The organism is Pseudomonas sp. LBUM1657 (assembly GCF_059716075.1).
Window position 1 is genome coordinate 4,936,683 of sequence record NZ_CP166799.1, and the last position, 24,451, is coordinate 4,961,133.

Consider the following 24,451-nt stretch of genomic DNA (forward strand, 5'->3'; position numbering starts at 1 on the left):
GAAAAAAAACCCGCCGATTGGCGGGTTCATTAAAAGCAGGAAAGTCAGAGCAGGAAGATCGTCGCCAATCCAAGGAAGATGAAGAAGCCACCACTGTCGGTCATGGCGGTGATCATCACGCTGGCACCCATGGCCGGATCTCGCCCCAGGCGGGCCAGGGTCATGGGAATCAACACCCCCATCAACGCGGCAAGGAGCAGGTTGAGCGTCATGGCCGCGGTCATCACCACCCCAAGGGACCAACTGCCGTACAGCAGATAGGCAACGACGCCGATTACACCACCCCACACCAAACCATTGATCAGACCTACGGCCAACTCCTTGCGCATCAGGCGCGAGGTATTGCCGGTGCTGACCTGGTCCAGCGCCATGGCCCGAACGATCATGGTGATGGTCTGGTTGCCCGAATTGCCACCGATACCGGCCACGATCGGCATCAACGCCGCGAGCGCCACCAGCTTCTCGATGGAGCCCTCGAACAGACCGATTACCCGCGATGCAATGAACGCGGTAATCAGGTTCACCGCCAGCCAGGCCCAGCGGTTACGCAAGGATTTCCAGACTGACGCGAAAATGTCTTCTTCTTCGCGCAGACCCGCCATGTTGAGAACTTCGTTTTCGCTCTCTTCACGAATCAGGTCGACCATTTCATCGATGGTCAGACGGCCGATCAACTTGCCGTTCTTGTCGACCACAGGCGCCGAGATCAAGTCATAACGCTCGAACGCCTGAGCGGCATCGTAGGCGTCTTCGTCCGGGTGAAAACTCACCGGGTCGCTGGCCATGACTTCAGAAACCTGCTTGTCCGGGTCGTTGACCAGCAAACGCTTGATCGGCAACACGCCCTTGAGCACGCCGTCGTAATCGACCACGAACAGTTTGTCCGTGTGGCCCGGTAATTCCTTCAGGCGACGCAGGTAACGCAAAACCACTTCCAGACTGACATCCTCGCGGATCGTCACCATCTCGAAGTCCATCAGCGCACCGACCTGCTCCTCGTCATAGGACAACGCGGAGCGGACGCGCTCACGCTGTTGACCATCGAGGGTTTCCATCAGCTCGTGGACGACGTCTCGCGGCAGCTCGGAGGCCAGGTCAGCCAGTTCGTCGGCATCCATGTCCTTGGCCGCAGCCAGGAGCTCGTGATCGTCCATGTCGGCGATCAGGGTTTCACGAACCGAGTCGGATACTTCGAGCAGAATGTCGCCGTCGCGATCAGCCTTGACCAGTTGCCAGAGCGTCAGACGATCATCCAGCGGCAAGGCTTCAAGAATGTAGGCGACGTCGGCAGAGTGCAGATCATCGAGCTTGCGTTGCAGCTCGACGAGATTTTGCCGGTGAACCAGGTTCTCGACCCGGTCGTGATGCGGACCTTCCTGGCGATGAGTCAGGTCTTCGACCACTCGCTGGCGCTGCAGCAGCTCAACGACTTGAGCGAGGCGGTCCTGCAAGCTTTCTTGCGTTTTCTTTACTTCAACTTCAGACATAGGCGAACTCCACTCCCAGCAGCGGGGCACGCCGGAAGGATCAATCAGTCAATTCATGATTGGAAAAACGGTTTACTGAGTAACTACTGGGTAAGTCCATGGAGGTATTCCACAAGCCCCGGCGGGGCTGACGGGCGCAATGATACACCGCCCGGCGGTTTTAAACGTTAAAAAATCGCGGCTGAAACAAGCGCTTGCGAGACAAACATGAGCGCGGTCCTGATCCATCAAAATGCGACGACTCATCCTGAAAAGAAAACACACCGTCGTCGAAAAATGTAGCGGCTACCCTGAGTTGGACCGTCATGGAGGACGTTTGATGCGATTGATTGCACATTGTTTTTTGCTGCTCGCCCTGCTCTGCACGCCGCTCTGTGCGCCTGCTACAACCGTTCACCGCTGCGAGGCGGCCAACGGGCGCATAACCTTCACGACATTGAGCTGTGCGGTCGGAGAAAGCCTTTCGCTGCAAGATGTGCGCACCTTCACACCTGGCAGCACGACTGCGCTGATGCCGGAAGCGGACATTCGAGAAACATCAGGTATGAAAAACAAAAGGAGAGATCCCACTGTCGTCGGCCAGCAGGAGGACAAATGCGGGAACCTGATCAATGCCAGGGAGCGCCGTGAAGCCATCATCAATCAGCGGGTTGTCGCCGGCATGAGTCAGCAGGACGTTGAAAGCGCACTCGGTAAGCCAGACAAGATCAGTATCAGGAATTCAGCCACGAGCTACCGTTACGACCTCAAGCGAGGTCGCAGTGCACACGTCGAGTTTGATGAGAGGGGATGCACTAAAGGAAAAGCCAAATCCTAGACGGCAAAAAGCCCGCGTAAAACGCGGGCTTTTTGGTGTTTGGTGCACTCGACAGGATTCGAACCTGTGACCGCTCGGTTCGTAGCCGAGTACTCTATCCAGCTGAGCTACGAGTGCATTTGTGTTTTTATACCAGATCACAACTGGTTGAAGCCAAGTCATTCACATTACTGCAAACAACTCTTAAATGGTGCACTCGACAGGATTCGAACCTGTGACCGCTCGGTTCGTAGCCGAGTACTCTATCCAGCTGAGCTACGAGTGCATTTGTTGCCGCGCATTATAGGCCGTCTAATCGTTTTGTAAAGCGCTTTTTTCTAGTAATTTCAACAACTTACCGAAGAAGCCAGATTACAACGTACTACGCAAATAATGGCGGAGAACGGGGGATTCGAACCCCCGACACCCTTTTGAGGTGTACTCCCTTAGCAGGGGAGCGCCTTCGGCCACTCGGCCAGCTCTCCGCAACACGGGGCGTATATTAACCAGCTTCTTCCCCGTTTGCAAACATAAAAAACGATAAAAATTAATGGCTTGGTTCTTCGTCCTTCTCTTTCTTTATACGCAGGTAAATTTCCTCACGGTGGACCGCAACCTCTTTCGGGGCGTTGACACCGATACGCACTTGATTTCCTTTGACGCCGAGCACGGTCACGGTGATTTCGCCATCACCAATAATCAGGCTTTCTGCGCACCGACGAGTCAGAATCAGCATACCTTTCTCCTCACGCATTTCATTTCAGGGACAACAGTCTGCAAAAAAAAGGCACTCGACCTACAACCGGAGCGATCGCAGCCCTACATGCCTGAGTATTGACTAGCGCGAGCAAAAGAACAGCCTCGGGTCACGCCATTCAAAAAAACAAAAGGGCGCGGTCAGACCGCGCCCTTCGGTAAACGCATCACTCGCCTGTGCGGGCCGGTGCGTCCAGTTCGAAAGCCGTGTGCAGAGCGCGCACAGCCAGTTCCAGATACTTCTCTTCGATCACTACGGAAACTTTGATTTCCGACGTCGAGATCATCTGGATGTTGATGCTTTCCTTGGCCAGGGATTCGAACATGCGGCTGGCCACGCCTGCGTGGGAACGCATGCCGACACCGACGATCGAGACCTTGGCGATTTTGATGTCACCAACGACTTCACGAGCACCGATTTCGCGAGCAGTGTTTTCCAGCACGGTTTGCGCCGCCTGGAAGTCATTGCGGTGCACGGTGAAGGTGAAGTCGGTGGTGTTATCGTGCGCAACGTTCTGCACGATCATGTCGACTTCGATGTTCGCGGCACTGATCGGGCCGAGAATCTTGAACGCGACGCCCGGGATGTCTGGCACGCCACGGATGGTCAGCTTGGCTTCATCGCGATTGAAAGCGATGCCGGAAATGATCGGCTGTTCCATGGTTTCCTCTTCATCAATAGTAATGAGGGTGCCCGGACCCTCCTTGAAGCTGTGCAGTACGCGCAGCGGAACGTTGTACTTGCCGGCGAATTCCACCGCACGGATCTGCAACACCTTGGAACCGAGGCTGGCCATTTCCAGCATCTCTTCGAAGGTAATCTTGTCCAGGCGCTGAGCCACGGACACCACACGCGGGTCGGTGGTGTAGACACCGTCGACGTCGGTGTAGATCTGGCACTCGTCAGCCTTCAAGGCTGCCGCCAGCGCCACGCCGGTGGTGTCGGAACCGCCACGACCGAGGGTGGTGATGTTGCCGTGCTCGTCGACGCCCTGGAAACCGGCGACCACAACCACACGACCGGCCTTCAGATCACCACGAATCTTCTGGTCATCAATCTGCAAGATACGCGCTTTATTGTGCGCGCTGTCCGTCAGAATCCGCACCTGATTGCCGGTGTAGGACACCGCTGGCACGCCGCGCTTGATCAGCGCCATGGCCAACAGTGCAATCGTCACCTGCTCACCGGTGGAGACGATCACATCCAGCTCACGGGGAACCGGTTGGCCGTCGCCACTGATTTTCTTGGCCAGATCGATCAGACGGTTGGTTTCGCCGCTCATTGCAGACAGCACGACCACCAGGTCATCGCCCGCCTCGCGGAATTTCTTAACCTTGTCGGCGACCTGCTCGATTCTCTCGACAGTGCCGACTGAGGTGCCTCCAAATTTCTGTACGATCAAAGCCATTTCAAAGCCGCCTCTGCCCATGAAGGGCGCCCAAATAATCACTCAAACAGCATTCCGGCCCACCACTAGACTGCGGGCCGGACACGCTGCCTTATAAACCCTGCTCTACAAATGGAACAGTCAGGGCCAATGCAGCATCCAGTGCGCCAGCGTCAGTACCACCGCCCTGCGCCATGTCCGGACGACCACCGCCCTTCCCGCCCACTGCCGCAGCGGCTTGCTTCATCAAATCACCGGCTTTGAGTTGGCCAGTCAGGTCTTTGGTTACGCCTGCAACCAGAACGACCTTTTCCTCATGGACACTGCCGAGCAGGATCACTGCGCGGCCGAGTTTGTTTTTCAGTTGATCGACCAGCGCCAGCAGTGCCTTGCCGTCCTGACCGTCCAGACGCACGGCCAAAACTTTCACGCCTTTGACATCCAGCGCCGAAGCCGACAGATCGTCGCCCGCCGCGCTGGCCGCCTTGGCCTGCAACTGTTCGAGTTGCTTCTCCAGCAGACGGTTGCGCTCCAGCACAGCCGACAGCTTGTCGATCAGGTTGTCGCGGCTGCCCTTGACCAGGTTGGCCGCTTCCTTGAGTTGTTCTTCGGCAGCGTTCAAGTATGCCAGCGCCGCAGCACCGGTGACCGCTTCGATACGACGCACGCCGGAGGCCACACCGCCTTCGCTGATGATTTTCAGCAGGCCGATGTCGCCGGTACGGTTGGCGTGGATACCGCCGCACAGCTCGACGGAGAAATCACCGCCCATGCTCAGCACGCGCACGCTGTCGCCGTATTTCTCGCCAAACAGCGCCATGGCGCCTTTTTGCTTGGCGGTTTCGATGTCGGTTTCTTCGGTTTCAACCGCGGAGTTCTTGCGAATCTCGGCGTTGACGATGTCTTCCAGCGCCTTCAACTGCTCAGGCTTGATGGCTTCGAAGTGGCTGAAGTCGAAGCGCAAGCGCTGACTGTCGACCAACGAACCTTTCTGCTGGACGTGATCACCCAGCACTTTACGCAACGCGGCGTGCAGCAAGTGAGTCGCCGAATGGTTCAGCGAGGTGGCGTGACGCACATCGGCTTCAACGTGGGTTTCCACGGGCGAAGCGATGGTCAAGCTGCCCGACGCCAAAACGCCGTGATGCAGGAAAGCACCACCGGTCTTGGTGGTGTCGCGCACGTCGAAACGGCCGCTGCTCGATTGCAGATAACCACAATCACCAATCTGACCGCCGGATTCAGCGTAGAAAGGCGTCTGATCGAGAACAACCACGCCTTCCTCACCTTCGCTCAAGACGTCAACCGCTTGGCCGTCTTTATAGAGGCCAACGACTTTTGCCGAACCGGTGGTGGCTTTGTAACCGGTGAATTCGGTGGCCACATCAACCTTGACCAGGCTGTTGTAGTCCATGCCGAAGGAGCTGGCGGAACGGGCACGGACGCGCTGGGCTTCCATTTCGCGCTCGAAGCCTTCTTCGTCGATGGTCAAGCTGCGCTCACGAGCGATGTCGCCGGTCAGGTCCATCGGGAAGCCGTAGGTGTCGTAGAGTTTGAACACTACATCGCCCGGCACCACGTCGCCTTTGAGCTCAGCCAGATCCTGCTCGAGGATTTTCAGACCGTGCTCCAGGGTCTTGGAGAACTGCTCTTCTTCAGCTTTCAGCACGCGCTCGATGTGCGCCTGCTGGGATTTCAGTTCCGGGAAGGCTTCGCCCATCTCGGCGACCAGGGCCGCAACGATCTGGTAGAAGAAGCTGCCCTTGGCGCCCAGCTTGTTACCGTGACGGCAAGCACGACGAATGATCCGACGCAGCACGTAGCCGCGACCTTCGTTGGATGGCAGCACGCCATCGGCAATCAGGAAGCCGCAGGAACGGATGTGGTCGGCGACGACTTTCAGGGAAGCCTGGTCGTCATTGGTGCAACCGATAGCCTTGGCCGAAGCGATCAACAGGCTCTGGAACAAGTCGATTTCATAGTTCGAGTGAACGTGCTGCAGCACGGCACTGATCCGCTCCAAGCCCATGCCGGTGTCAACCGACGGCGCTGGCAACGGGTGCAACACGCCATCGGCGGTGCGGTTGAACTGCATGAACACGTTGTTCCAGATTTCGATGTAACGGTCGCCGTCTTCTTCCGGCGAGCCCGGTGGGCCACCCCAGATGTCGGCGCCGTGATCGTAGAAAATCTCGGTGCAAGGACCGCACGGGCCGGTATCGCCCATGGTCCAGAAGTTATCGGACGCGTACGGCGCGCCTTTGTTGTCGCCGATACGAACCATGCGCTCGGCCGGAACGCCGATTTCCTTGGTCCAGATGTCGTAGGCTTCGTCATCGCTGGCGTAGACGGTGACCCAGAGCTTTTCTTCCGGCAGGTTCAGCCACTTGTCGGAGGTCAGGAAGTTCCAGGCGTAGGTGATCGCGTCACGCTTAAAGTAATCACCAAAGCTGAAGTTACCCAGCATTTCGAAGAAGGTGTGGTGACGGGCGGTATAACCGACGTTTTCCAGGTCGTTGTGCTTGCCGCCGGCGCGCACGCATTTCTGGCTGCTGACGGCGCGGGTGTACGCGCGCTTTTCCTGGCCCAGGAAGCAGTCCTTGAACTGGTTCATCCCCGCGTTAGTGAACAGCAGGGTTGGGTCGTTGCCCGGAATCAAAGAGCTGGAGGCTACACGGGTGTGGCCTTGCTCTTCGAAGAAGCGAAGGAAGGCTTCACGGATTTCTGCGCTTTTCATTAGGTTCTTCCACGGAGGCTGCGGCCAAAGGCCTGTGCGAAACGTCAACAGACGAAGCGACGGCAAAGGGCCGCATTATATCGGCCCTGCGCGCGGGGTACAGCGTGTTTATACGATAGAAACAGTCAATTGGACCGGTAACGCGGTCAGTTGCGCGAAAACTCGACGAATGTCGCGACGACCTGCTCGATTTGCGCCCGGCTGACGTCCATGTGAGTGACCATTCGCAGACGTGCGGCAGCACTGAGCTTGATGCCGTGCTCGGCGGCGAAGGTTTTGATTGCTTCGGCTTTGTCGCCCATCTGTACGTAAACCATGTTGGTCTGCACCGGCTCGACCTCATAACCCGCTGCTCGCAGGCCTTCAGCGAGCAATTGGGCATTCGCGTGGTCCTCGGCCAGGCGTTGAACTTGGTTATCCAGGGCATACAAACCTGCCGCCGCGAGAATCCCGGCCTGACGCATGCCGCCGCCGACCATCTTGCGCAGGCGTCGCGCCTTGCCGATCAACTCCGCCGAGCCGCACAGCACCGAACCGATCGGTGCGCCCAGGCCTTTGGACAGGCAGACCGAAACGGAATCGAAGTACTGGGTGATTTCCCGTGCATCGACGCCGAGCTTGACCGCTGCGTTGTACAGCCGAGCACCGTCCAGATGCAGAGCCAAACCGTGTTCACGAGTGAAACTTCGAGCTTGGGCCAGATACTCCAGCGGCAGGACCTTGCCCTGCATGGTGTTTTCCAGCGCCAGCAAACGGGTGCGGGCGAAGTGGAAATCATCCGGTTTGATCGCGGCGGCGACCTGCGCCAGATCCAGCGAGCCATCGGCCTGCACTTCCAGCGGCTGCGGCTGGATCGAGCCGAGCACTGCCGCGCCGCCACCTTCGTACTTATACGTGTGGGCCTGCTGGCCGACGATGTACTCGTCACCGCGCTCGCAATGGGCCATCAGGCCCAGCAGATTGCTCATGGTGCCCGTCGGAACAAACAGCGCTGCCGCAAAACCCAGGCGTTTTGCCAGTTCGGCTTCCAGGCGATTGACCGTCGGATCTTCGCCATACACGTCGTCACCGGTGGCCGCGCTGGCCATCGCGTCGAGCATCCCTTGGGTCGGTTGGGTGACGGTGTCGCTGCGAAGATCGATAACGCTCATGAATCTGGCCTCGGTAAACAGGGGGAAATCCCTTTCAGAAAGGAATTACTGCGGTCATGCCGACGAATAATCAACCCTTGTGGTAGGAAAAGGCTTCTTAAGCCAACGAAAAAGTCGATAGCAATCATCAGATAGCAGCAATGCACAGGTGAGGAATATGTGTTAAAAACGCTGCGCCGCCAATCAATTCAATCTGGCGGCAAAACGTTCTCAGGGCGGGGTGCAACTCCCCACCGGCGGTAATTGCGCGCAATGCGCATAGCCCGCGAGCGCTTGGCGACAGCACGGCAATGGCTGTGAATGGCGACAAGGTCAGCAGACCCGGTGTGATCCCGGGGCCGACGGTCATAGTCCGGATGAAGAGAGAACGGGATTGGCGCCAAAGGGCCGTCCGCGGGCATTCGTGCGAGCGTGCGTACCCTTAAATCCCATTCGATTCATATGCCCTGTTTTTTTCATAAACAGGAGTCAGAACATGCAACCCACCGCAATCGATAGCAAAAGCAAAAACCATCAGGGCGAGCGCGTTGCGTTCATTCAGGCCTGCTGGCACAAGGAAATCGTCGATCAGAGCCGTAAAGGCTTTGTCGCTGAAATGATTGCTCAGGGTTATCAGGAGTCGGAAATCGATTTCTTCGAAGTCGGCGGCGCCTTTGAAATACCGTTGCACGCCAAGCTGCTGGCCAAGTCCGGTCGTTATGCCGGCATCGTTGCCGCAGGCCTGGTGGTCGATGGCGGGATCTACCGTCATGAATTCGTCGCCCAGTCGGTGATCAGCGGCCTGATGCAGGTTCAGCTGGAAACCGAAGTGCCGGTGTTCTCGGTGGTCCTAACCCCGCACCACTTCCATGCCGGCGAAGAACATCAGAAGTTCTTCTTCGAGCATTTCGTGCACAAGGGCCAGGAAGCGGCGAAGACCTGCGCGGATACGCTGCACAAGATGCGTGCGTTGCGTCGCAGTGAACACCGCGCGGTAGCCGTCTAAACACCGAAAAACCTGTGGGAGCGGGCTTGCTCGCGAAGGCGTTGTGTCAGTCGATACGTTGGGTGACTGATACACTGCCTTCGCGAGCAAGCCCGCTCCCACATTGGTTATGCGTTGAAGTCAGGCGAGATTTTCGTCGGTGGTCGGCACGATCAGGATGCCCGCACGCAGGCCGTTCTTGACCTTGGGGTTCGGGAAGATGATCCGGGCGCCCTCTTCTTCGATGATCCAGCGCGTCTGGGCGATGTCTTCGGCCAGCAGATAACCCACTTCCAACTCCGAAAAGTTTTCGATGTCCGCCGGCAGGTTCAGGCGGAAGCTATCGCTGTGCTTGATGATTTCCCGGGCCACGCTGAACAACTGCAAACCGTCCAGCGCCTCTGCAGTCTCGGGCGGCTCGTTGCCTTCAATGATTTGTTTGAGGCGGGTTTCGAGCAGATCGACGTTGACGCCGTCGTTCTGCCCGAATGGCCGTGCCTTGCCCAGTTCGAGGGTGAAGGACTCGGCACCGAGCTTGTCGTAGGTGTAGGAGCTGAAAACGATGGACGGCTTGTTCTGCAGCAGCACCGCTTCCATGCCGGCGGCACGCAAGCGAGCCAGTTCCTGACGAGAATGCTGACGGCCTTCTTTCCACGGGTACAGGGCGAACTGCTCGATTTTCGAGCCACGAATCGCCGTGTGCAGGTCGTAATGCAGGCGCCCGCGGTCCGGCAGGCTGAAGAAACTTGCCGCCAGCCGCTCCAATTCACAAGCGCGCAGGGCTTCGGAGCCACTGCTTTGTTCGTGACGGCCGTTGAACAGCCGGTTGACGTCCTGCTCGACGAAACGCTCGCCTTTGCGAATCGCTTCGGGGTTGCCAAACAGGAACAGAATGCGTGCACGCGGTTTCAGATCGCCGCGGGCGATGTCATGCAACAGGCGATCGAGCAACTCGATCGGTGCTGTTTCGTTGCCGTGGATGCCGGCTGAGAGCAGCAGATCCAGGCCATTGTCGCGAGCTTCAGGTGGCCGGACTTCCAGCGCACCTTCGCTCAACCAGCGCATACGCACGCCTTCGACAGTCAGTTGAGTCTTCTCCGCCGGTTCGCGGCCGGCGAGGGTCAGTTCAAGCAGTTTGCCGAGGGCGAGCATAGAGCAGTTTCCTTAGTGGTCGTGTGCGCAATCCGGGCCGTGCACGTGGTCTTCGTCACCGACTTCAGCCGGTTCCATTTCCAGTTGCAGACTTACCAGATTAGTCGCCAATGGGCGCAGCAGCAGGTTTGCGTATTCAGCGTCACCTTCTTCGACGTCCACGCCGATCAGCAGTTGGCCGCGGCCGTCCTGCTGGATCCACAGCTCTTTGCCTTGCCACATGACCGCGACGCGGGTGCAGGTAGTTTCCAGTTGCGTGCCGTCGGTGTCTTCAAGGATCAGCTGCAGGGTATCGCTCATGTTTTTTACGCTCTCGACTTTCAATTGATCTGGAATGGATAAACCGCGCCCAGTTTAAGGATTTGCGTCAGTTCATCCAGTGCCGTCCGGCACTCAAGCAGCAATTGCGGGTCCGCCAGATCGTTTTCGGTCATGCGGTCGCGGTAGTGCTTGTCGACCCATTCGGTCAACGTGCCGTACAACGGTGCCGTCATGATAACCCCTGGGTTGACCGCCGCCAGTTCGGTTTCGTTGAGGGCGACGCGAAGTCTCAGGCAAGCCGGGCCACCGCCGTTCTGCATGCTTTGCTTGAGATCGAACACTTTCACTTCGCGGATCAGGCCGCCAGAGCTGGTCAAACCTTGCAGGTATTGCCAGACACGCTCGTTGCCACGGCATTCTTCCGGCACGATCAAGAGCATGGAGCCGTCAGGACGCGACAGCAACTGGCTATTGAACAGGTAGGAACGAACAGCGTCTTCCACGGTGACCGCGGAACGCGGTACGCAGATCGACTGAAATTTCCCACCGACTTTGGCGAGTTTGCTCTGCAATTCGGCAAGCATCTGCTCGGTGTCGAGGAACGCGTCCTCGTGATAGAACAACACCTCGCCGTTACCCACTGCGATCACGTCGTTGTGGAACACACCCTGATCGATCACCGAAGGGTTCTGCTGGCCGTAAACCACACCGTCATCGCTCAAGCCGTGCAGACGCGCAACGGCTTGAGAGGCTTCGAGGGTCTGGCGCGCCGGGTATTTCTGCGGCGACGGGTAGCGGGTGTCGAACGCGCTGCGACCGAACACAAAGAACTCAACGCCGGCTTCGCCGTATTCACGGCAGAAACGCGTGTGGTTGGCCGCGCCTTCGTCACCGAACTGCGCCACGGCCGGCAATGCGGCGTGGTGAGCGAAGTGCTTTTGATCAGCGAACATCGCGCCCAGCACGCGGCTGGTGGTCGGGTGCTCAATGCTGCGGTGATATTTGCAGTTGAGGTTGGCAGCGGTGAAATGCACGCGGCCATCCGCGGTGTCGGCGCTCGGGCTGACCGTGGCGGCGTTGGCCACCCACATGCTCGACGCCGAGCAACTGGCCACCAGCAACGGCATCGCGTCTTTGGCGGCTTGCTCGATCACCTGGGCGTCGGTGCCGCTGAAACCCAAGCGACGCAGGGCTGCTACGTCCGGGCGCTCTTGTGGCGCCAGAACGCCCTGCTGAAAGCCCATTTCCATCAGCGACTTCATTTTCGCCAGGCCTTGCAGCGCCGCTTCCTTCGGGTTCGAAGACTGCTGGCTGTTGCTCTGGGACGCGACGTTGCCGTAGGACAGACCGCCGTAGTTATGGGTCGGCCCCACTAGACCGTCAAAATTGACTTCATAGGATTTCATCAGCGAGGCTCCACGAGAATCTGTTTGTTATAGGCATCAGTAACTAACTGTTCAGTGCGACCGAGTCGCGGCCATCGCGGGCAAGCCCGGCTCCCACAGGTTCGGAGGTGTTCACACACTTTGTGTCCGACGCAAATCCTGTGGGAGCGGGCTTGCCCGCGATTGGGCGTTACGCCATTTTCACGCCTGGCGTAAGGGTCGCAGGCATCACCAGGCTCGGCGTTTCCAGCGAAGCCACCGGGTACGCGCAGTAATCCGCCGCGTAGTAGGCGCTGGCGCGATGGTTGCCCGAGGCGCCGACACCGCCGAAGGGTGCGGTGCTCGCCGCACCGGTCAGCTGCTTGTTCCAGTTGACGATACCGGCGCGGCTTTCCAGCCAGAACTGCTGATAACGCGCTTCGGAGTCCGACAGCAGACCGGCCGCCAGGCCATAGTCGGTGTCGTTGGCTTCAGCGATCGCTGCTTCAAAATCAGCGTAGCGGATCACTTGCAGCAGTGGACCGAACAGCTCTTCGTCCGGGCGATCAGCCACTGCGGTGACATCCAGAATGCCTGGGGTCAGCAATGCGGCTTGCGCCTGCGGCTGAGTCATTTCCAGCAACGCTACGGCGCCGTTGGCCAGCAAATGTTCCTGCGCATCCATCAGCGCTTTCGCCGCGCCCAAGGAAATCACCGAACCCATGAATGGCGCTGGTTGCTGGTCGAATGCACCGACTTCGATGGTCGAACTGACCGCCACCAGACGCGCCAGCAACGTGTCACCCCAGGCGCCTTGCGGCACCAGCAAGCGGCGGGCACAGGTGCAACGCTGACCGGCAGAGATGAATGCCGACTGGATGATGGTGTAAACGGCGGCATCGAGGTCGGCGACCTGATCGACGACCAACGGGTTGTTACCACCCATTTCCAACGCGAGGATCTTGTCCGGACGACCGGCAAACTGTTGATGCAGGTGATTGCCGGTGCGGCTCGAACCGGTGAAGAACAGGCCGTCGATGCCCGGGTTCGCCGCCAGGGCGATGCCGGTTTCGCGAGCGCCTTGCAGCAGGTTCAACACACCTGCCGGCAGGCCGGCTTCGATCCAGCACTTGACCGTCAGCTCGGCGACTTTCGGGGTCAATTCGCTTGGCTTGAACAGCACGCTGTTACCGGCCAGCAACGCCGGCACGATGTGACCGTTCGGCAAGTGGCCAGGGAAGTTATAAGGACCGAACACCGCCACCACGCCATGGGGCTTGTGACGCAGCACGGCGGTGGCGTCGCCCAGCGGGCCGCTCTTCTCGCCGGTACGTTCGCGGTAGCTCTGCACCGAGATCGCAATCTTGTTGACCATGCTGGTCACTTCGGTCGCCGCTTCCCACAGGGGTTTACCGGTTTCCTCACCAATGGTGCGAGCCAGTTCGTCAGTGTTGCTCTTCAGCGCGGCGGCAAACGCCTCCAGCACAGTGATGCGTTCTTCCAGGGTACGACGGGCCCAGCCCGGGAACGCCTGACGCGCGGCTTGCACGGCCGATTCAACCTGAGCGGCAGTGGCGCCTTCGCCGGCCCACAGCACCTGCTGGGTCACCGGGTTCAGCGATTGAAAAGCTTCACCCTGGCCGGACAGCCATTCACCTGCGATGTATAGCGAATTCATTATTTCGACTCCCGAGCAGCAGACAACGGAACGGCGCGCACTTGATCGCCGGCGTTGAGTTGAAGACGTTTGGCGGTCAGCGGATCGACTACCAGCGTGCCGGCGGCGAAGCGTGCGGGAGCGGCAGTGATCCGACAGTCTTCGCGCTTGCGGTTGTGAATAAGGAAAGGCGTGGCGTCGTCACCCGGCGTGCCGATGGCCAGCACCAGTGCCTGGCTGTCGCGGACCGCGCGGATCTTGCCGGTTTCACATTCCACCGCAGGGCCTGCGTCGAAAATGTCGACGTAGCCTTGATAACTGAAACCTTCGCTCTTGAGCATGGACAGCGCCGGCTCGGTGTCCGGGTGAACCTGGCCGATCACGTTGCGCGCATCTTCCGAGAGGAAGCAGGTGTACAACGGGAATTTCGGCATCAGTTCGGCGATGAACGCCTTGTTGCCCACGCCGGTCAGGTAATCGGCCTGGCTGAATTCCATTTTGAAGAAGTGCCGACCCAGGCTTTCCCAGAACGGCGAACGGCCAGCGGCGTCGGACATGCCGCGCATCTCGGCAATAATCTTGTTGCCGAACAGCTGCGGGAATTCGGCGATGAACAGCATCCGCGCCTTGGCCAACATGCGGCCATTGAGGCCACTGCGGTAATCGGCGTGCAGGAACAGCGAGCACAGCTCGGAATTGCCGGTCAGGTCGTTGGCCAGGAACAGCGTCGGAATCTCGCGATAGATGTTCAGTTCCTGGGAAGCGCTGACCGTCAGGCCTACCCGGAAGTTGTACCAAGGCTCACGCAGGCCGACGGCGCCGGCGATGGCGGAAATCCCCACCACGCGGCCGTCATCGTCTTCGAGCACGAACAGATAGTCTGCATCGCCCCGCCCGGCTTCGCCGCGGAAAGTCTTCTCGGCCCAGCCGACCCGATGGGCCAGACGTTCTTCGTTGGCCGGCAAAGTGGTCAAGCCAGTGCCGGTGCTGCGGGCCAGGTCGATCAGAGCGGGTAAATCGCTGCTGCGTACGGGACGAACGATCATGCTATCTCCTCAAACGGGCCGCTTGCGCCACCCGTGAAACTCGCTGCTTTCTAAGTAGTACAGCAGGCGTCAAACCGCCACCAGGCGCACGCTGGCACCTTCACCGACGCCCAGGGCTTCGGCTGCTTCAAGATCCAGGGTCACCGGTTTGCCCGGCGCGTAATCGAGCTCGAGCAAAACCGCGCGGTAATCCTGCAACTGGGCGTTGGCCACCAGGTACTGACGACCGGCGCCTTTGACCGGTTCACCGATTTTCACCGGGACCAGACGGCTCTGGGCGATCGAACGGATTCCCGAGACGCGGGCGTGCAAGGTCGGGCCGCCGTCGAAAATATCGATGTAGTGATCGGTCTCGAAGCCTTCGCGCATCAGGATGTCGAAGGTGATCTGCGCCCGGGGGTGCACCTGACCCATCGCTTCTTGTGCGGTGTCCGGTAGCAGCGGCACGTAGATCGGGTAATGCGGCATCAGTTCGGCGAGGAACGTCCGGCTCTTCAGGCCGCACAGACGCTCGGCTTCGGCGTAGTTGAGGTCGAAGAAATTGCGACCGATGGCATCCCAGAACGGCGAGTCGCCATTTTCATCGCTGTAACCGACGATTTCGGTCACGACGGAATCGGCAAAACGCTCCGGATGACTGGCCACAAACAGCAAGCGACCACGGGAGTTGAGCTCCGACCATGGCGAACCCACCAGCTCCGGCAGCACGTAAAAACTGGTCAGCAGGCTGTTGCCGGTCAGGTCGTGACACTGGGAGAGCACGTGGATCTTGTTATGAATCTTCAACTCACGGGAGGCGTGCACGAAGGTTTCATTTCGAAAGCTGTAGAACGGCTCGGAATAACCGGCCGACGCCACGATCGCCGAGCAGCCCACCAGTTTGCCGGTGGCGGAGTCTTCGAGAACGAAGAAATAGCTTTCTTCACCGTTGAAGCTGACTTCGGCAGCGAACGAGGCTTCGCTTGCTGCGATCTTGTCGCTCAGGCGTTCAACGTCATCCGGCAAGGAAGTGACACCAATCGGGCTGTCCGCAGCCAGACGCTGTACCTCGCCCAGATCAGCCATTTGCGCGGGGCGCATCACCAGCATGGTGTCACTCCTTTCTCGTAAAACTCTTAGGGGAAAATAGCCGGGCCGGCCCTGAAACTACTCAGAGCCAACTGTGGGAGCGGGCGTGCTCGCGAAGGCGGCGTATCAGTCGACATTGTTGCTGTCTGACCTACCGCCTTCGCGAGCAAGCCCGCTCCCACATTGATTCTGGCCCGGCATAAAAATTTGGATCGACGCCTGAACACTCAGGCGTCGAAGTGCCTGTCAGGCTTGGGTCAGTTTTGCAGCGGCGCGTTCGAAACGGTCCAGGCCGGCATCGATATCGGCGTCTTCAACCACCAGGCTTGGCGCGAAACGAACCACGTCCGGGCCGGCTTGCAGAATCATCAGGCCTTCTTTTTCAGCGGCGTTGAAGATGTCCTTGGCCTTGCCTTTCCAGGCGTCGTTCAGCACGCAACCAATCAACAAGCCCATGCCACGAACCTGGGTGAACAGGCCGTACTTCTCGCCGATCTGCTCCAGGCGAGCCTTGAACTTGTCGTGCTTGGCGTTAACGCCGGCCAGCACTTCAGGGGTGTTGACCACGTCGATCACGGCTTCGGCGACAGCACACGCCAGCGGGTTGCCGCCATACGTGGTGCCGTGAGTGCCGACGACCAGGTGTTTGGCCAGGTCTTCGGTGGTCAGCATTGCCGCGATCGGGAAACCACCGCCCAGGCTCTTGGCACTGGTCAGGATGTCCGGGATCACGCCGTAATGCTGGTAGGCGAACAGCTTGCCGCTGCGGCCCATGCCGGTTTGCACTTCGTCGAAAATCAACAGCGCGTTGTTCGCGGTGCACAGATCACGGGCGCCTTGCAGGTATTCGAGTTCGGCCGGGATAACACCGCTCTCGCCCTGGATCGGTTCCAGCACCACAGCACAGGTCTTGTCGGAAATGGCGGCTTTCAACGCGGCCAGGTCGTTGTACGGGACGTGGGTGATGCCGGTGATCTTCGGACCAAAGCCATCGGAGTACTTCGACTGGCCACCGACGTTGACGGTGAACAGGGTACGGCCGTGGAAGCTGTTGAGCGCTGCGATGATCTCGTACTTCTCGCTGCCAAACCGATCGAAGCCGACGCGACGGGCCAGCTTGAACGCGGCCTCGTTGGCTTCGGCGCCGGAGTTGCAGAAGAACGCGCGCTCGGCAAACGTGGCGTCGATCAGCTTATGGGCCAGGCGCAAGGCCGGCTCATTGGTGAACACGTTGGACACGTGCCACAGCTTGTTCGCTTGCTCGGTCAGCGCACTGACCAGCGCCGGGTGCGCGTGGCCCAATACGTTGACGGCAATCCCGCCGGCGAAGTCGATCAGCTCGCGGCCAGACTGATCCCAGACGCGGGAACCGGCGCCACGCACTGGAATGAAAGCGGCAGGCGCGTAGTTGGGAACCATTACCTGGTCGAAATCTGCGCGTTGTACCGCAGCGTGCTCAACGGACATCGGAGTCTCCTGAAGAGGAACGCTCGCCTGAAACTGGCGAGCGATGGGGGGATTGTAAGGACAGTTTTCAGCCCGGCCTTGCCGCCAAGCGACAACTTCTTATAGCGCAAACCCCGGTTTCAGCCGGGTTTACGGCAATGCGACATATAGGGTCGCAAAGGCGCAGTTTAACTGGCGGCGTGCGTTTGCGGCAGGCTAGTTCAAGACAGCCTGACCCTGGCGGTAATTATGTACCGCACACTGAAGGCGATCGTGGGTTTTGCTGTGGGCCTATCAAAGTTAACGGCCTTCCCATGAGCATCGATACCGAACAACCCGACACCAGCGCTGCATCCTTCAGACAGGACGCTCACTATCAGCACCTGATGAGCGCGATTCCACCGTGGCTGACTCAGGCATCCGCGCAAAAGCGCGAGGCCCTGAAAAGGACCATTCCCCGCCTTCCGGACGCCCTGAAGGAAGCCCAACGCAGTGAGCACGCCAGGTTGCGCGAGCTAAACGCCCGGCACTGGATGGCGCAAAACCGTGTCGATCGGGCCTTGGCTCACTTGCAGAATGCCAGCGCATTCGCTGAACCGCTGCTTCATGCCGCTCTTAAGGAACGCTTTGACCTGGACCTGGATGTCCGCAAGACCTTTCTGCGTCTTTATATCCCTGCCCATATTCCCTGGCTGCGACTGAAGTCGGGGGCCGCACGCATCTGGACGGTGTCATTGCTGGATGCCGCGCTGCACAACTTCGAAAGCAGCGAGACCGAAGAGGCAGCCTTTGATCCCGCTTCCACCTATATCAGCGCCCCTCCGTCGGGGCCATTCGACGTACTGCAGGAGGTGCTGACAAAAATGCCCATCACGGCGTTCACCTTACTGTGCCGGGAACTGGACATTGGCGAGCGCTACAAAAAACACCTCGAAGACAATCTGGGCATTCACAACCCGGTGGCGACGGCGGTCCTGCAATCCAAGGTTCGCAACAGCCAGAAAGCGGCACTCACCACAGCGCTGCACATGGCGCACCTGCAAAACACACTCAGTGACGACACCCATGGCCTGATCCTCGGATTGCTCGACGGTGTACAACACCTACGTCTGCGCGACCAGGCATGGGTCTGTCATGAAATGACGATTATGAACGCCAGCCTGACCGGGATCGTGCTGTTTGCCCCGAACCTGGAACGCTCGCACGAAACGGTTCGGGTCGTGGCCTACATTCCCGACGACCCCGAACACCCGATCAAGGAGTATTCCTCGACCGGCGCATTCGCTCAGGACCTGAGCCAGCGCTTGCGCAGCCCTGACTATCAACAGTTTTTCAGTCGCTTTATCGATCATCAGGATCGTGGACACTTCTTCGCTCAGTTGAACAACCGCCTCAGCCCCATCACCTGGCAACCGGTGCGAACCGGCGATCCGCGCCCCACTTGGAGAGAAAACCCGGATCAGCGCCCCACCCTGCAAATGGTAGCAACGCCGATCCAGGGCGAACTGTGGGTTCATCTCTACCAGCGCAAACTGGACAAGATCCTCAACGATGCACGGGTCATCGCAGTCTCTACTGCCTTGGTCGACCAGAAAGCCCGATGGGCGCTATGGGATTCTTTCGCAGAAATCGCCCAGGCGCTGCTTAACGCCGCAGCCTTTATCGCCCTGCCGTTCGTGCCGCTACTCGGCGAAGTCATGCTGGCGTACGTGGCGTACCAATTGCTCGACGAAACCTTCGAAGGCATCGTCGAATGGGCAGAGGGCCAGACGACTGAAGCGCTCGAGCATTTCATGACGACGGTTCAGTCTGCGGTACAGCTGGGCATCTTCGCGGTAGGAGGCGCCATTGCCGTAGGGGAATTTCGAGCAGTCCTGCCGCGAGAAATCGTTGAGTTCATTGACCGTTTCCAACCGATCAAGACGCCGAATGACGAAACCCGTTACTGGAAACCCGTGCTGAACCACGACGGCGAAAGCGCGTGGCAGACCGGGCTGGACCAACCGCTGGAATGGAGTCAGGCGACGCTGTTGCGCCGTAGCCGTGCTGACATGCAGCGGTTTTCCGCCACCGAACGAGAGCGAATGCTCGAGATCAGTGGCGACCATGAAAACGCGCTACACAAGATGTCCGTGGATGCCGAACCCCTGCCACCATTGCTCGCCGACACCCTCAAACGGTTCATGATCGATCAGGACATTCAAACCTTTATCGATCAGATGAACAGCGACCGGCCGGAAGATTTCCTCAACGCCGATCCCGTGACTCAGTTGGAGTTACTCCACGAAAACGGATACTGGCCCGACCGAAAAGTGTTGCGCCTGATTGATGAAAAGGCGCAAACCCTCTGGCAAAGCCCTGGCGGCGGGGTGCCCGACCTGCAAATCGATGTCACACAATTGAACGAGGGCGATCTGCTCAAAACGTTTTTCCTGGCCCTGAATGAAAGCGAAATAAAAACCCTGATGGGCGAGGAATTCGGCGCCCCCATCACTCGTCTCGACATCCGCACTCGAACACTGCGTCACACATTGGCGGAGCTTGTCGAACGTAAAAAAGAAACGTTGTTCGACTATCGCTATCGCAAACTCGAACGCGGCGCGCACGGCCTGGCTCAAACCCTCATCAACGCCGAACCCGGACTGCCGAGAAGCTTCGCAGAAGCGGTGCTCGACACCGCGAGCGTCCAGGAACGGCAACAACTCGGACGCGGAACAGTGTCCGCACGATTGGCGGATCTGAGCCGTGAAGCCGGCCTGCAAACACGGGTGACTCGCGCCTACGAAGGCCTTGATCTGAAGTCGACCGCCCACAACCTCGACACGCAGCGCCTGGCCCTGCACTCACTGGAACGCTTGCCGGGCTGGTCGGGGCAACTGCGCATTGAACTCCGACTGTACAGCGATGAGGGGCAGCTGATCGACAGCGTCGGCAAGTCCGATGCACCGCTGCGCAAAGTCGTGGTCATGACCGAAGAGGGTTCGTTTCAGGCGTATGACGAGACAGGCCAGGCACTCAATTCCGCCAGCGATCTGTATGCCAGCATGCTGCAAGCATTCCCCGACCTTGAGCGTACCGCGCTGAAGATCAATATCGGCGAGGGTGAAAAACTCAAACAATCGATCCGCGAACATGCCTTGAAGCGCAACGAGTTGCGCGTACTGCTATCGCATCACCCCATCTTCAAGCCGACTTACGACCCGTCAGTGATGCGCCTGCTGGGTGGCTCCGAAGGCTATCGGCGCATGCCGAACAGGACGCCGACGCTACAAACCCGAACACAGAGCCTGTTTCCCCATCTCTCCGCCGAAGAACTGCAAGCGTACGTCGAACGGCTGCAGCAGCACCCGAGTGGTCCACGCGCAGAACTGACGCGACTGATCGCCGAACACACAACGCTCACTAATGAACTGCAACAATGGGCCCGCGACATTCCGCCGTTTATTCCGGATACCGACGTCGAAATCAGTGCGGCCCAACTCACCGCTCAACAGCAGAATCGCAGACAGTTCATGAACCAGCTACTCGATTGCTGGCGTCGACAAACCACTCATCCTCCGACTGACGCCGGGCACATCGATTTTATTTTCTCCCGACCGATTCTGGGCGAGCTACCGGCGCTGAGCATCGATTTCGCTCACGTCACCAACCTGGCACTGGCAGGCCATAGAGCCACTCGGGGTGTGAATGGATTCTTGATGCGTTTCTCCGGACTGCATCGCCTGGCCCTGCGTAACTTCAACCTTGGCAATCTTCCGGACGCCATCACCCAATGGCCACACCTCATAGAGCTGATTCTCAGCGACTGCGCGCTCACGCTCACCCCGCAGAGCCAGGCGACACTCTCTGCGCTTGGCAACCTGATAACGCTGGATCTGTATCGAAATCCGCTGGGGTTACTCCCCAGCGTCGAGAACATGCCCAATCTGGATTACATCGACGTCGCAGAAACCGGCATTTCCATCTTCCCCACCGGTTTGCTGTCGCGTCCTTACCTGCGAACCGCTCTGCTCAATGACAACCGCATTCCGGAACTGCCCGCCGCCCTCTTCGAGCTGCCCCGTAACATGCAGAATGGTTTTGACCTGGGAGACAACCCGCTTTCCGCCGCCGACCGCGAAAGCATCAAGCGCCTTTTCGCCAGCTCGGGCCAGGATCTCGGTGTCTTTGCCGAACAGGCGGATATCCAACGACTACAACGACTCTATCCGCTACTGGATCAAGAGCAAGCCAGCGACTGCATTTATCGTCTGCCCGGCACACTGCAAGACGGCCGGGCAGAGCTGACGCGCCTGGAAGGCGAGTACGAAACGCTGAGGACCACCCTGGAAGTCTGGACCCTGGACACTCCCACCCATCACCCGACCTCTGGTCAGCCTCTCACTGCCATGGAGCGGGTGCTCGATGAGTTGAACCGGATTGAAACCAAACGGATTCTGGAGCGTTGCTGGCGCCATGAAACCGATCTGGATGACTTCAACGAAACACTTTCGCCGACCTATGAGCTGACACTGACCATCAACATCACCGGCGACCTGCCGGTGCTGAGCGCCGATTTCAGCCACGTCTCGCTGCTCTATCTGCACAGTAATGCCGGACTGACGTCAGGGGTCGGGCCTTTTCTGGAGTGTTTCCCCCGTCTCAAAAGCCTGACCATCCGCGAATACGAGCTGAACGAAATACCCGAAGCCGTGTTCAGGATGGGCGATCTGAAGGCGCTGGCCCTGACCCGGTGTCAACTCAGCCTGACCGCGCAAACCGTGCTCGAGCTGGCGCAAATGGAGCACCTTGACTATCTGGAGCTGAGCAACAACCCATTGGGACTGACACCCGACGTCAGCCAGATGCCCGACCTTGCCGTACTGCTGTTGAACAATACCGGCATCACTGAGTTTCCCGTGGGCCTGCTGCAACTCAAGTTCCTGGACGTGGCAGATCTGAGTGCAAACGCGATCATTGAGATACCCAGTGACATTCTGGAGCTGCCAATGGAAATCGGCGAAAGCCTCAACCTGAGAGGGAATCCGTTGTCCGCAGACAGCTTTCGACGACTCTTCGATTACTTCAGGCTGAACAACGTTGATTTCGGACTCGATGCGATCGTCGATCACGCGGAGGTGGAAGTGTCGTCTTCCGGAGACTCGGAGGTCGACGAATAATCACCCTCGCTCGGACGGCACCGACGACAACTCGAACGGACTGCTGCTGCGCCGCTGGTTACGATCTTCCCGCGGCGTGGCGCCGAAGAAGTTGCGGTAGGCGCTGGAGAAATGCGGCCCCGAGGAGAAGCCACAGGACAGGCCGATCTGAATAATCGACTTGCTGGTTTGCATCAACATCTGCCGAGCCTTGTTCAGGCGCAGTTCCAGGTAGTACTGGCTCGGCACACGGTTGAGGTACTGCTTGAAGATGCGTTCCAGTTGACGACGGGACACGCACACATGCTGGGCGATTTCGTCGGTAGTGAGCGGCTCTTCGATGTTGGCTTCCATCAGCAACACCGCCTGGGTGAGCTTCGGATGGCTTGAGCCGAGACGGTTCTGCAACGGGATGCGTTGTCGCTCGCCACCTTCGCGGATGCGCTCGACCACCAGTTCTTCCGAGACCGCACCGGCCAGTTCCGCACCGTGGTCACGGGCCAGCACCGCCAGCAACAGATCGAGTACCGACATGCCGCCGCAAGCGGTCAAGCGATCGCGGTCCCAGTCGAACAGGTGACTGGTCGCGATGACTTTCGGGAAGCGCTCGGTGAAATCGTCCTGCCAGCGCCAATGCACGGCAGCGCGATAACCGTCGAGCAAACCCAACTGGGCCAACGGGTAAACACCGGCAGACAAACCACCGATCACGCAGCCGGCGCGCACCAATTGTTTGAGCGCACTGCTGAGTGCCGGCGCGAGGGTGGTCGGCGGCTCATCGGCGAGCAGGAATAGTTTTTGGAAGTTTTCGAGCTTGCCCGCCCACGGCTCACCCGGCAATTGCCAGGCGCCTTCGGCCGGCGGCTCGGCTTGCAAGAACGACAGTTCGTAGACGACGTCTGGATGCACACGCTGGGCAACACGCAAGGCCTCCTCAGCCAGCGCAAGCGTCAGTGCTTTAGTGCTGGGCCAAATCAGGAAACCAATTCGATGGGCAGTCATGGCGGGCAATCCGAAACGAAGAACGGTGATGAAGGCATGGGCCAATGCTAGCCCGTAAATGAACGCAAATCTCGAAACCAGCAAAGATCTAAATGTGGGAGCGGGCTTGCTCGCGAAAGCGGTGGATCAGACAGCAACGATGTTGACTGGTCCACCGCTTTCGCGAGCAAGCCCGCTCCCACAGGGGATCGAGGCCAGCTTCTAAATCGCGAAGCATGCACTATCCCGGTGCACAACGGCAGTCCTGATTATTTCAAGCTGCCGGACAGGAATTGTTGCAAGCGTTCGGACTGTGGATTGACCAGTACCTCACGCGGGTTGCCGCTTTCTTCGACGACACCTTTGTGCAGGAACACCAGCTGGTTCGACACTTCACGGGCGAAGCCCATTTCGTGGGTCACCACCACCATCGTCCGGCCTTCCAGGGCCAGGGCCTGCATGACTTTCAGCACATCGCCGACCAGTTCCGGGTCGAGGGCCGAGGTCGGTTCGTCGAACAGCATCACTTCAGGTTCCATCGCCAACGCACGGGCAATCGCCACGCGCTGTTGTTCGCCGCCGGACATGTGGCCCGGGTAAGCGTCTTTGCGATGCGCCACGCCAACCTTGTTCAGGTAGTGCTCGGCTTTCTCGCGAGCTTCAGCCTTGGACATGCCGAGAACGTGGACCGGCGCTTCCATGATGTTTTCCATTGCAGTCATGTGCGACCACAGATTGAAATGCTGGAACACCATCGACAGGCGCGAACGCATGCGTTGCAGCTGTTTCGGGTCGGCGGCCTTCAGCGCGCCGTCCTTGTTGGCCACCAGTTTCAGCTCTTCGTTGTTGAGCAGGATTTTGCCCGCGTGCGGCTGCTCCAGCAGGTTGATGCAGCGCAGGAAGGTACTTTTGCCGGAGCCACTGGAGCCGATGATGCTGATCACATCGCCAGCCGCCGCTTTCAGGGACACACCCTTGAGCACTTCGTGACTGCCATAGCGTTTATGCAGGTCTTGGACTTCAAGTTTGTACATGCGGTCGGTTCTCACAAAAACAGTC

17 protein-coding genes, 3 tRNA genes and 1 riboswitch are annotated in these 24,451 nt (G+C 59.0%); of the genes, 3 read left to right on the plus strand and 17 right to left on the minus strand.

Going from position 1 to position 24,451, the window contains the following annotated elements; genetic code table 11:
• Positions 1–44: 44 nt before the first annotated feature.
• On the minus strand, positions 45–1,487 hold the full coding sequence (gene mgtE, locus ACA055_RS22770) for a magnesium transporter (protein WP_497680688.1): 1,443 nt from the start codon (positions 1,485–1,487) through the stop codon (positions 45–47).
• A gap of 319 nt (positions 1,488–1,806) precedes the next feature.
• Between mgtE and ACA055_RS22775 the strand changes: the two genes are divergently transcribed.
• Positions 1,807–2,304, plus strand: a complete 498-nt coding sequence (locus ACA055_RS22775) for a cell envelope protein SmpA (RefSeq protein ID WP_497680689.1) — start codon at positions 1,807–1,809, stop codon at positions 2,302–2,304.
• Positions 2,305–2,344: 40 nt separating this feature from the next.
• Here ACA055_RS22775 and ACA055_RS22780 read toward each other — a convergent pair.
• The 7 genes from ACA055_RS22780 to ltaE form a co-directional block, all read right to left on the minus strand.
• Positions 2,345–2,421, minus strand: a tRNA-Arg gene (locus ACA055_RS22780).
• A gap of 71 nt (positions 2,422–2,492) precedes the next feature.
• A tRNA-Arg gene (locus ACA055_RS22785) sits at positions 2,493–2,569 on the minus strand.
• A 108-nt stretch (positions 2,570–2,677) separates the two neighbouring features.
• Positions 2,678–2,768, minus strand: a tRNA-Ser gene (locus ACA055_RS22790).
• Between the two features lie 62 nt (positions 2,769–2,830).
• Positions 2,831–3,019, minus strand: a complete 189-nt coding sequence (csrA, locus tag ACA055_RS22795; RefSeq protein ID WP_002554426.1) for a carbon storage regulator CsrA — start codon at positions 3,017–3,019, stop codon at positions 2,831–2,833.
• A gap of 187 nt (positions 3,020–3,206) precedes the next feature.
• The gene (locus tag ACA055_RS22800) at positions 3,207–4,448 is read right to left on the minus strand and encodes an aspartate kinase (RefSeq protein WP_497680690.1); all 1,242 of its coding nucleotides are present in this window, start codon (positions 4,446–4,448) and stop codon (positions 3,207–3,209) included.
• Between the two features lie 91 nt (positions 4,449–4,539).
• Entirely contained in the window at positions 4,540–7,164 is a 2,625-nt protein-coding gene (gene alaS / locus ACA055_RS22805; RefSeq protein ID WP_497680691.1) for an alanine--tRNA ligase, read from the minus strand.
• Positions 7,165–7,310: 146 nt separating this feature from the next.
• Entirely contained in the window at positions 7,311–8,315 is a 1,005-nt protein-coding gene (gene ltaE / locus ACA055_RS22810) for a low-specificity L-threonine aldolase (protein WP_497680692.1), read from the minus strand.
• A gap of 202 nt (positions 8,316–8,517) precedes the next feature.
• Positions 8,518–8,688: riboswitch (FMN riboswitch) on the plus strand.
• A 102-nt stretch (positions 8,689–8,790) separates the two neighbouring features.
• On the opposite strand from ltaE, the gene ACA055_RS22815 reads away from it, so the two are divergent.
• Positions 8,791–9,300, plus strand: coding sequence for a 6,7-dimethyl-8-ribityllumazine synthase (locus tag ACA055_RS22815; RefSeq protein ID WP_140676536.1), 510 nt, complete (start codon positions 8,791–8,793; stop codon positions 9,298–9,300).
• Positions 9,301–9,420: 120 nt separating this feature from the next.
• Here ACA055_RS22815 and astE read toward each other — a convergent pair whose 3' ends face one another.
• The 7 genes from astE to ACA055_RS22850 all read right to left on the minus strand — a co-directional run bounded on the left by astE (position 9,421) and on the right by ACA055_RS22850 (position 17,294).
• Positions 9,421–10,431, minus strand: a complete 1,011-nt coding sequence (gene astE / locus ACA055_RS22820) for a succinylglutamate desuccinylase (RefSeq protein WP_497680693.1) — start codon at positions 10,429–10,431, stop codon at positions 9,421–9,423.
• 12 nt (positions 10,432–10,443) lie between these two features.
• A complete protein-coding gene (locus ACA055_RS22825; protein ID WP_461960957.1) occupies positions 10,444–10,731 on the minus strand; it encodes a topoisomerase II in 288 nt (95 codons plus the stop codon).
• Positions 10,732–10,751: 20 nt separating this feature from the next.
• Complete coding sequence (gene astB / locus ACA055_RS22830; RefSeq protein ID WP_497680694.1) at positions 10,752–12,098, minus strand: N-succinylarginine dihydrolase; 1,347 nt, start codon at positions 12,096–12,098, stop codon at positions 10,752–10,754.
• 169 nt (positions 12,099–12,267) lie between these two features.
• Positions 12,268–13,737 (minus strand): succinylglutamate-semialdehyde dehydrogenase, encoded by a 1,470-nt coding sequence (gene astD, locus ACA055_RS22835; protein WP_497684470.1) that lies wholly within the window; start codon positions 13,735–13,737, stop codon positions 12,268–12,270.
• The gene (astA, locus tag ACA055_RS22840; RefSeq protein WP_497680695.1) at positions 13,734–14,759 is read right to left on the minus strand and encodes an arginine N-succinyltransferase; all 1,026 of its coding nucleotides are present in this window, start codon (positions 14,757–14,759) and stop codon (positions 13,734–13,736) included. The genes astD and astA overlap by 4 nt, the downstream gene beginning before the upstream one ends.
• A 69-nt stretch (positions 14,760–14,828) precedes the next feature.
• A complete protein-coding gene (gene aruF, locus ACA055_RS22845) occupies positions 14,829–15,848 on the minus strand; it encodes an arginine/ornithine succinyltransferase subunit alpha (protein WP_497680696.1) in 1,020 nt (339 codons plus the stop codon).
• Positions 15,849–16,073: 225 nt separating this feature from the next.
• A complete protein-coding gene (locus ACA055_RS22850; RefSeq protein ID WP_497680697.1) occupies positions 16,074–17,294 on the minus strand; it encodes an aspartate aminotransferase family protein in 1,221 nt (406 codons plus the stop codon).
• Positions 17,295–17,587: 293 nt separating this feature from the next.
• Here ACA055_RS22850 and ACA055_RS22855 point away from each other — a divergent pair, with 293 nt between their 5' ends.
• Complete coding sequence (locus tag ACA055_RS22855) at positions 17,588–22,432, plus strand: dermonecrotic toxin domain-containing protein (protein ID WP_497680698.1); 4,845 nt, start codon at positions 17,588–17,590, stop codon at positions 22,430–22,432.
• Here the strand turns inward: ACA055_RS22855 and argR are convergent, their stop codons facing one another.
• Both argR and ACA055_RS22865 read right to left on the minus strand, forming a co-directional pair.
• Positions 22,433–23,413 (minus strand): transcriptional regulator ArgR, encoded by a 981-nt coding sequence (gene argR, locus ACA055_RS22860; RefSeq protein WP_497680699.1) that lies wholly within the window; start codon positions 23,411–23,413, stop codon positions 22,433–22,435. It lies immediately after the preceding gene.
• A gap of 248 nt (positions 23,414–23,661) precedes the next feature.
• Complete coding sequence (locus ACA055_RS22865; protein WP_461991647.1) at positions 23,662–24,426, minus strand: ABC transporter ATP-binding protein; 765 nt, start codon at positions 24,424–24,426, stop codon at positions 23,662–23,664.
• Positions 24,427–24,451: the final 25 nt, after the last annotated feature.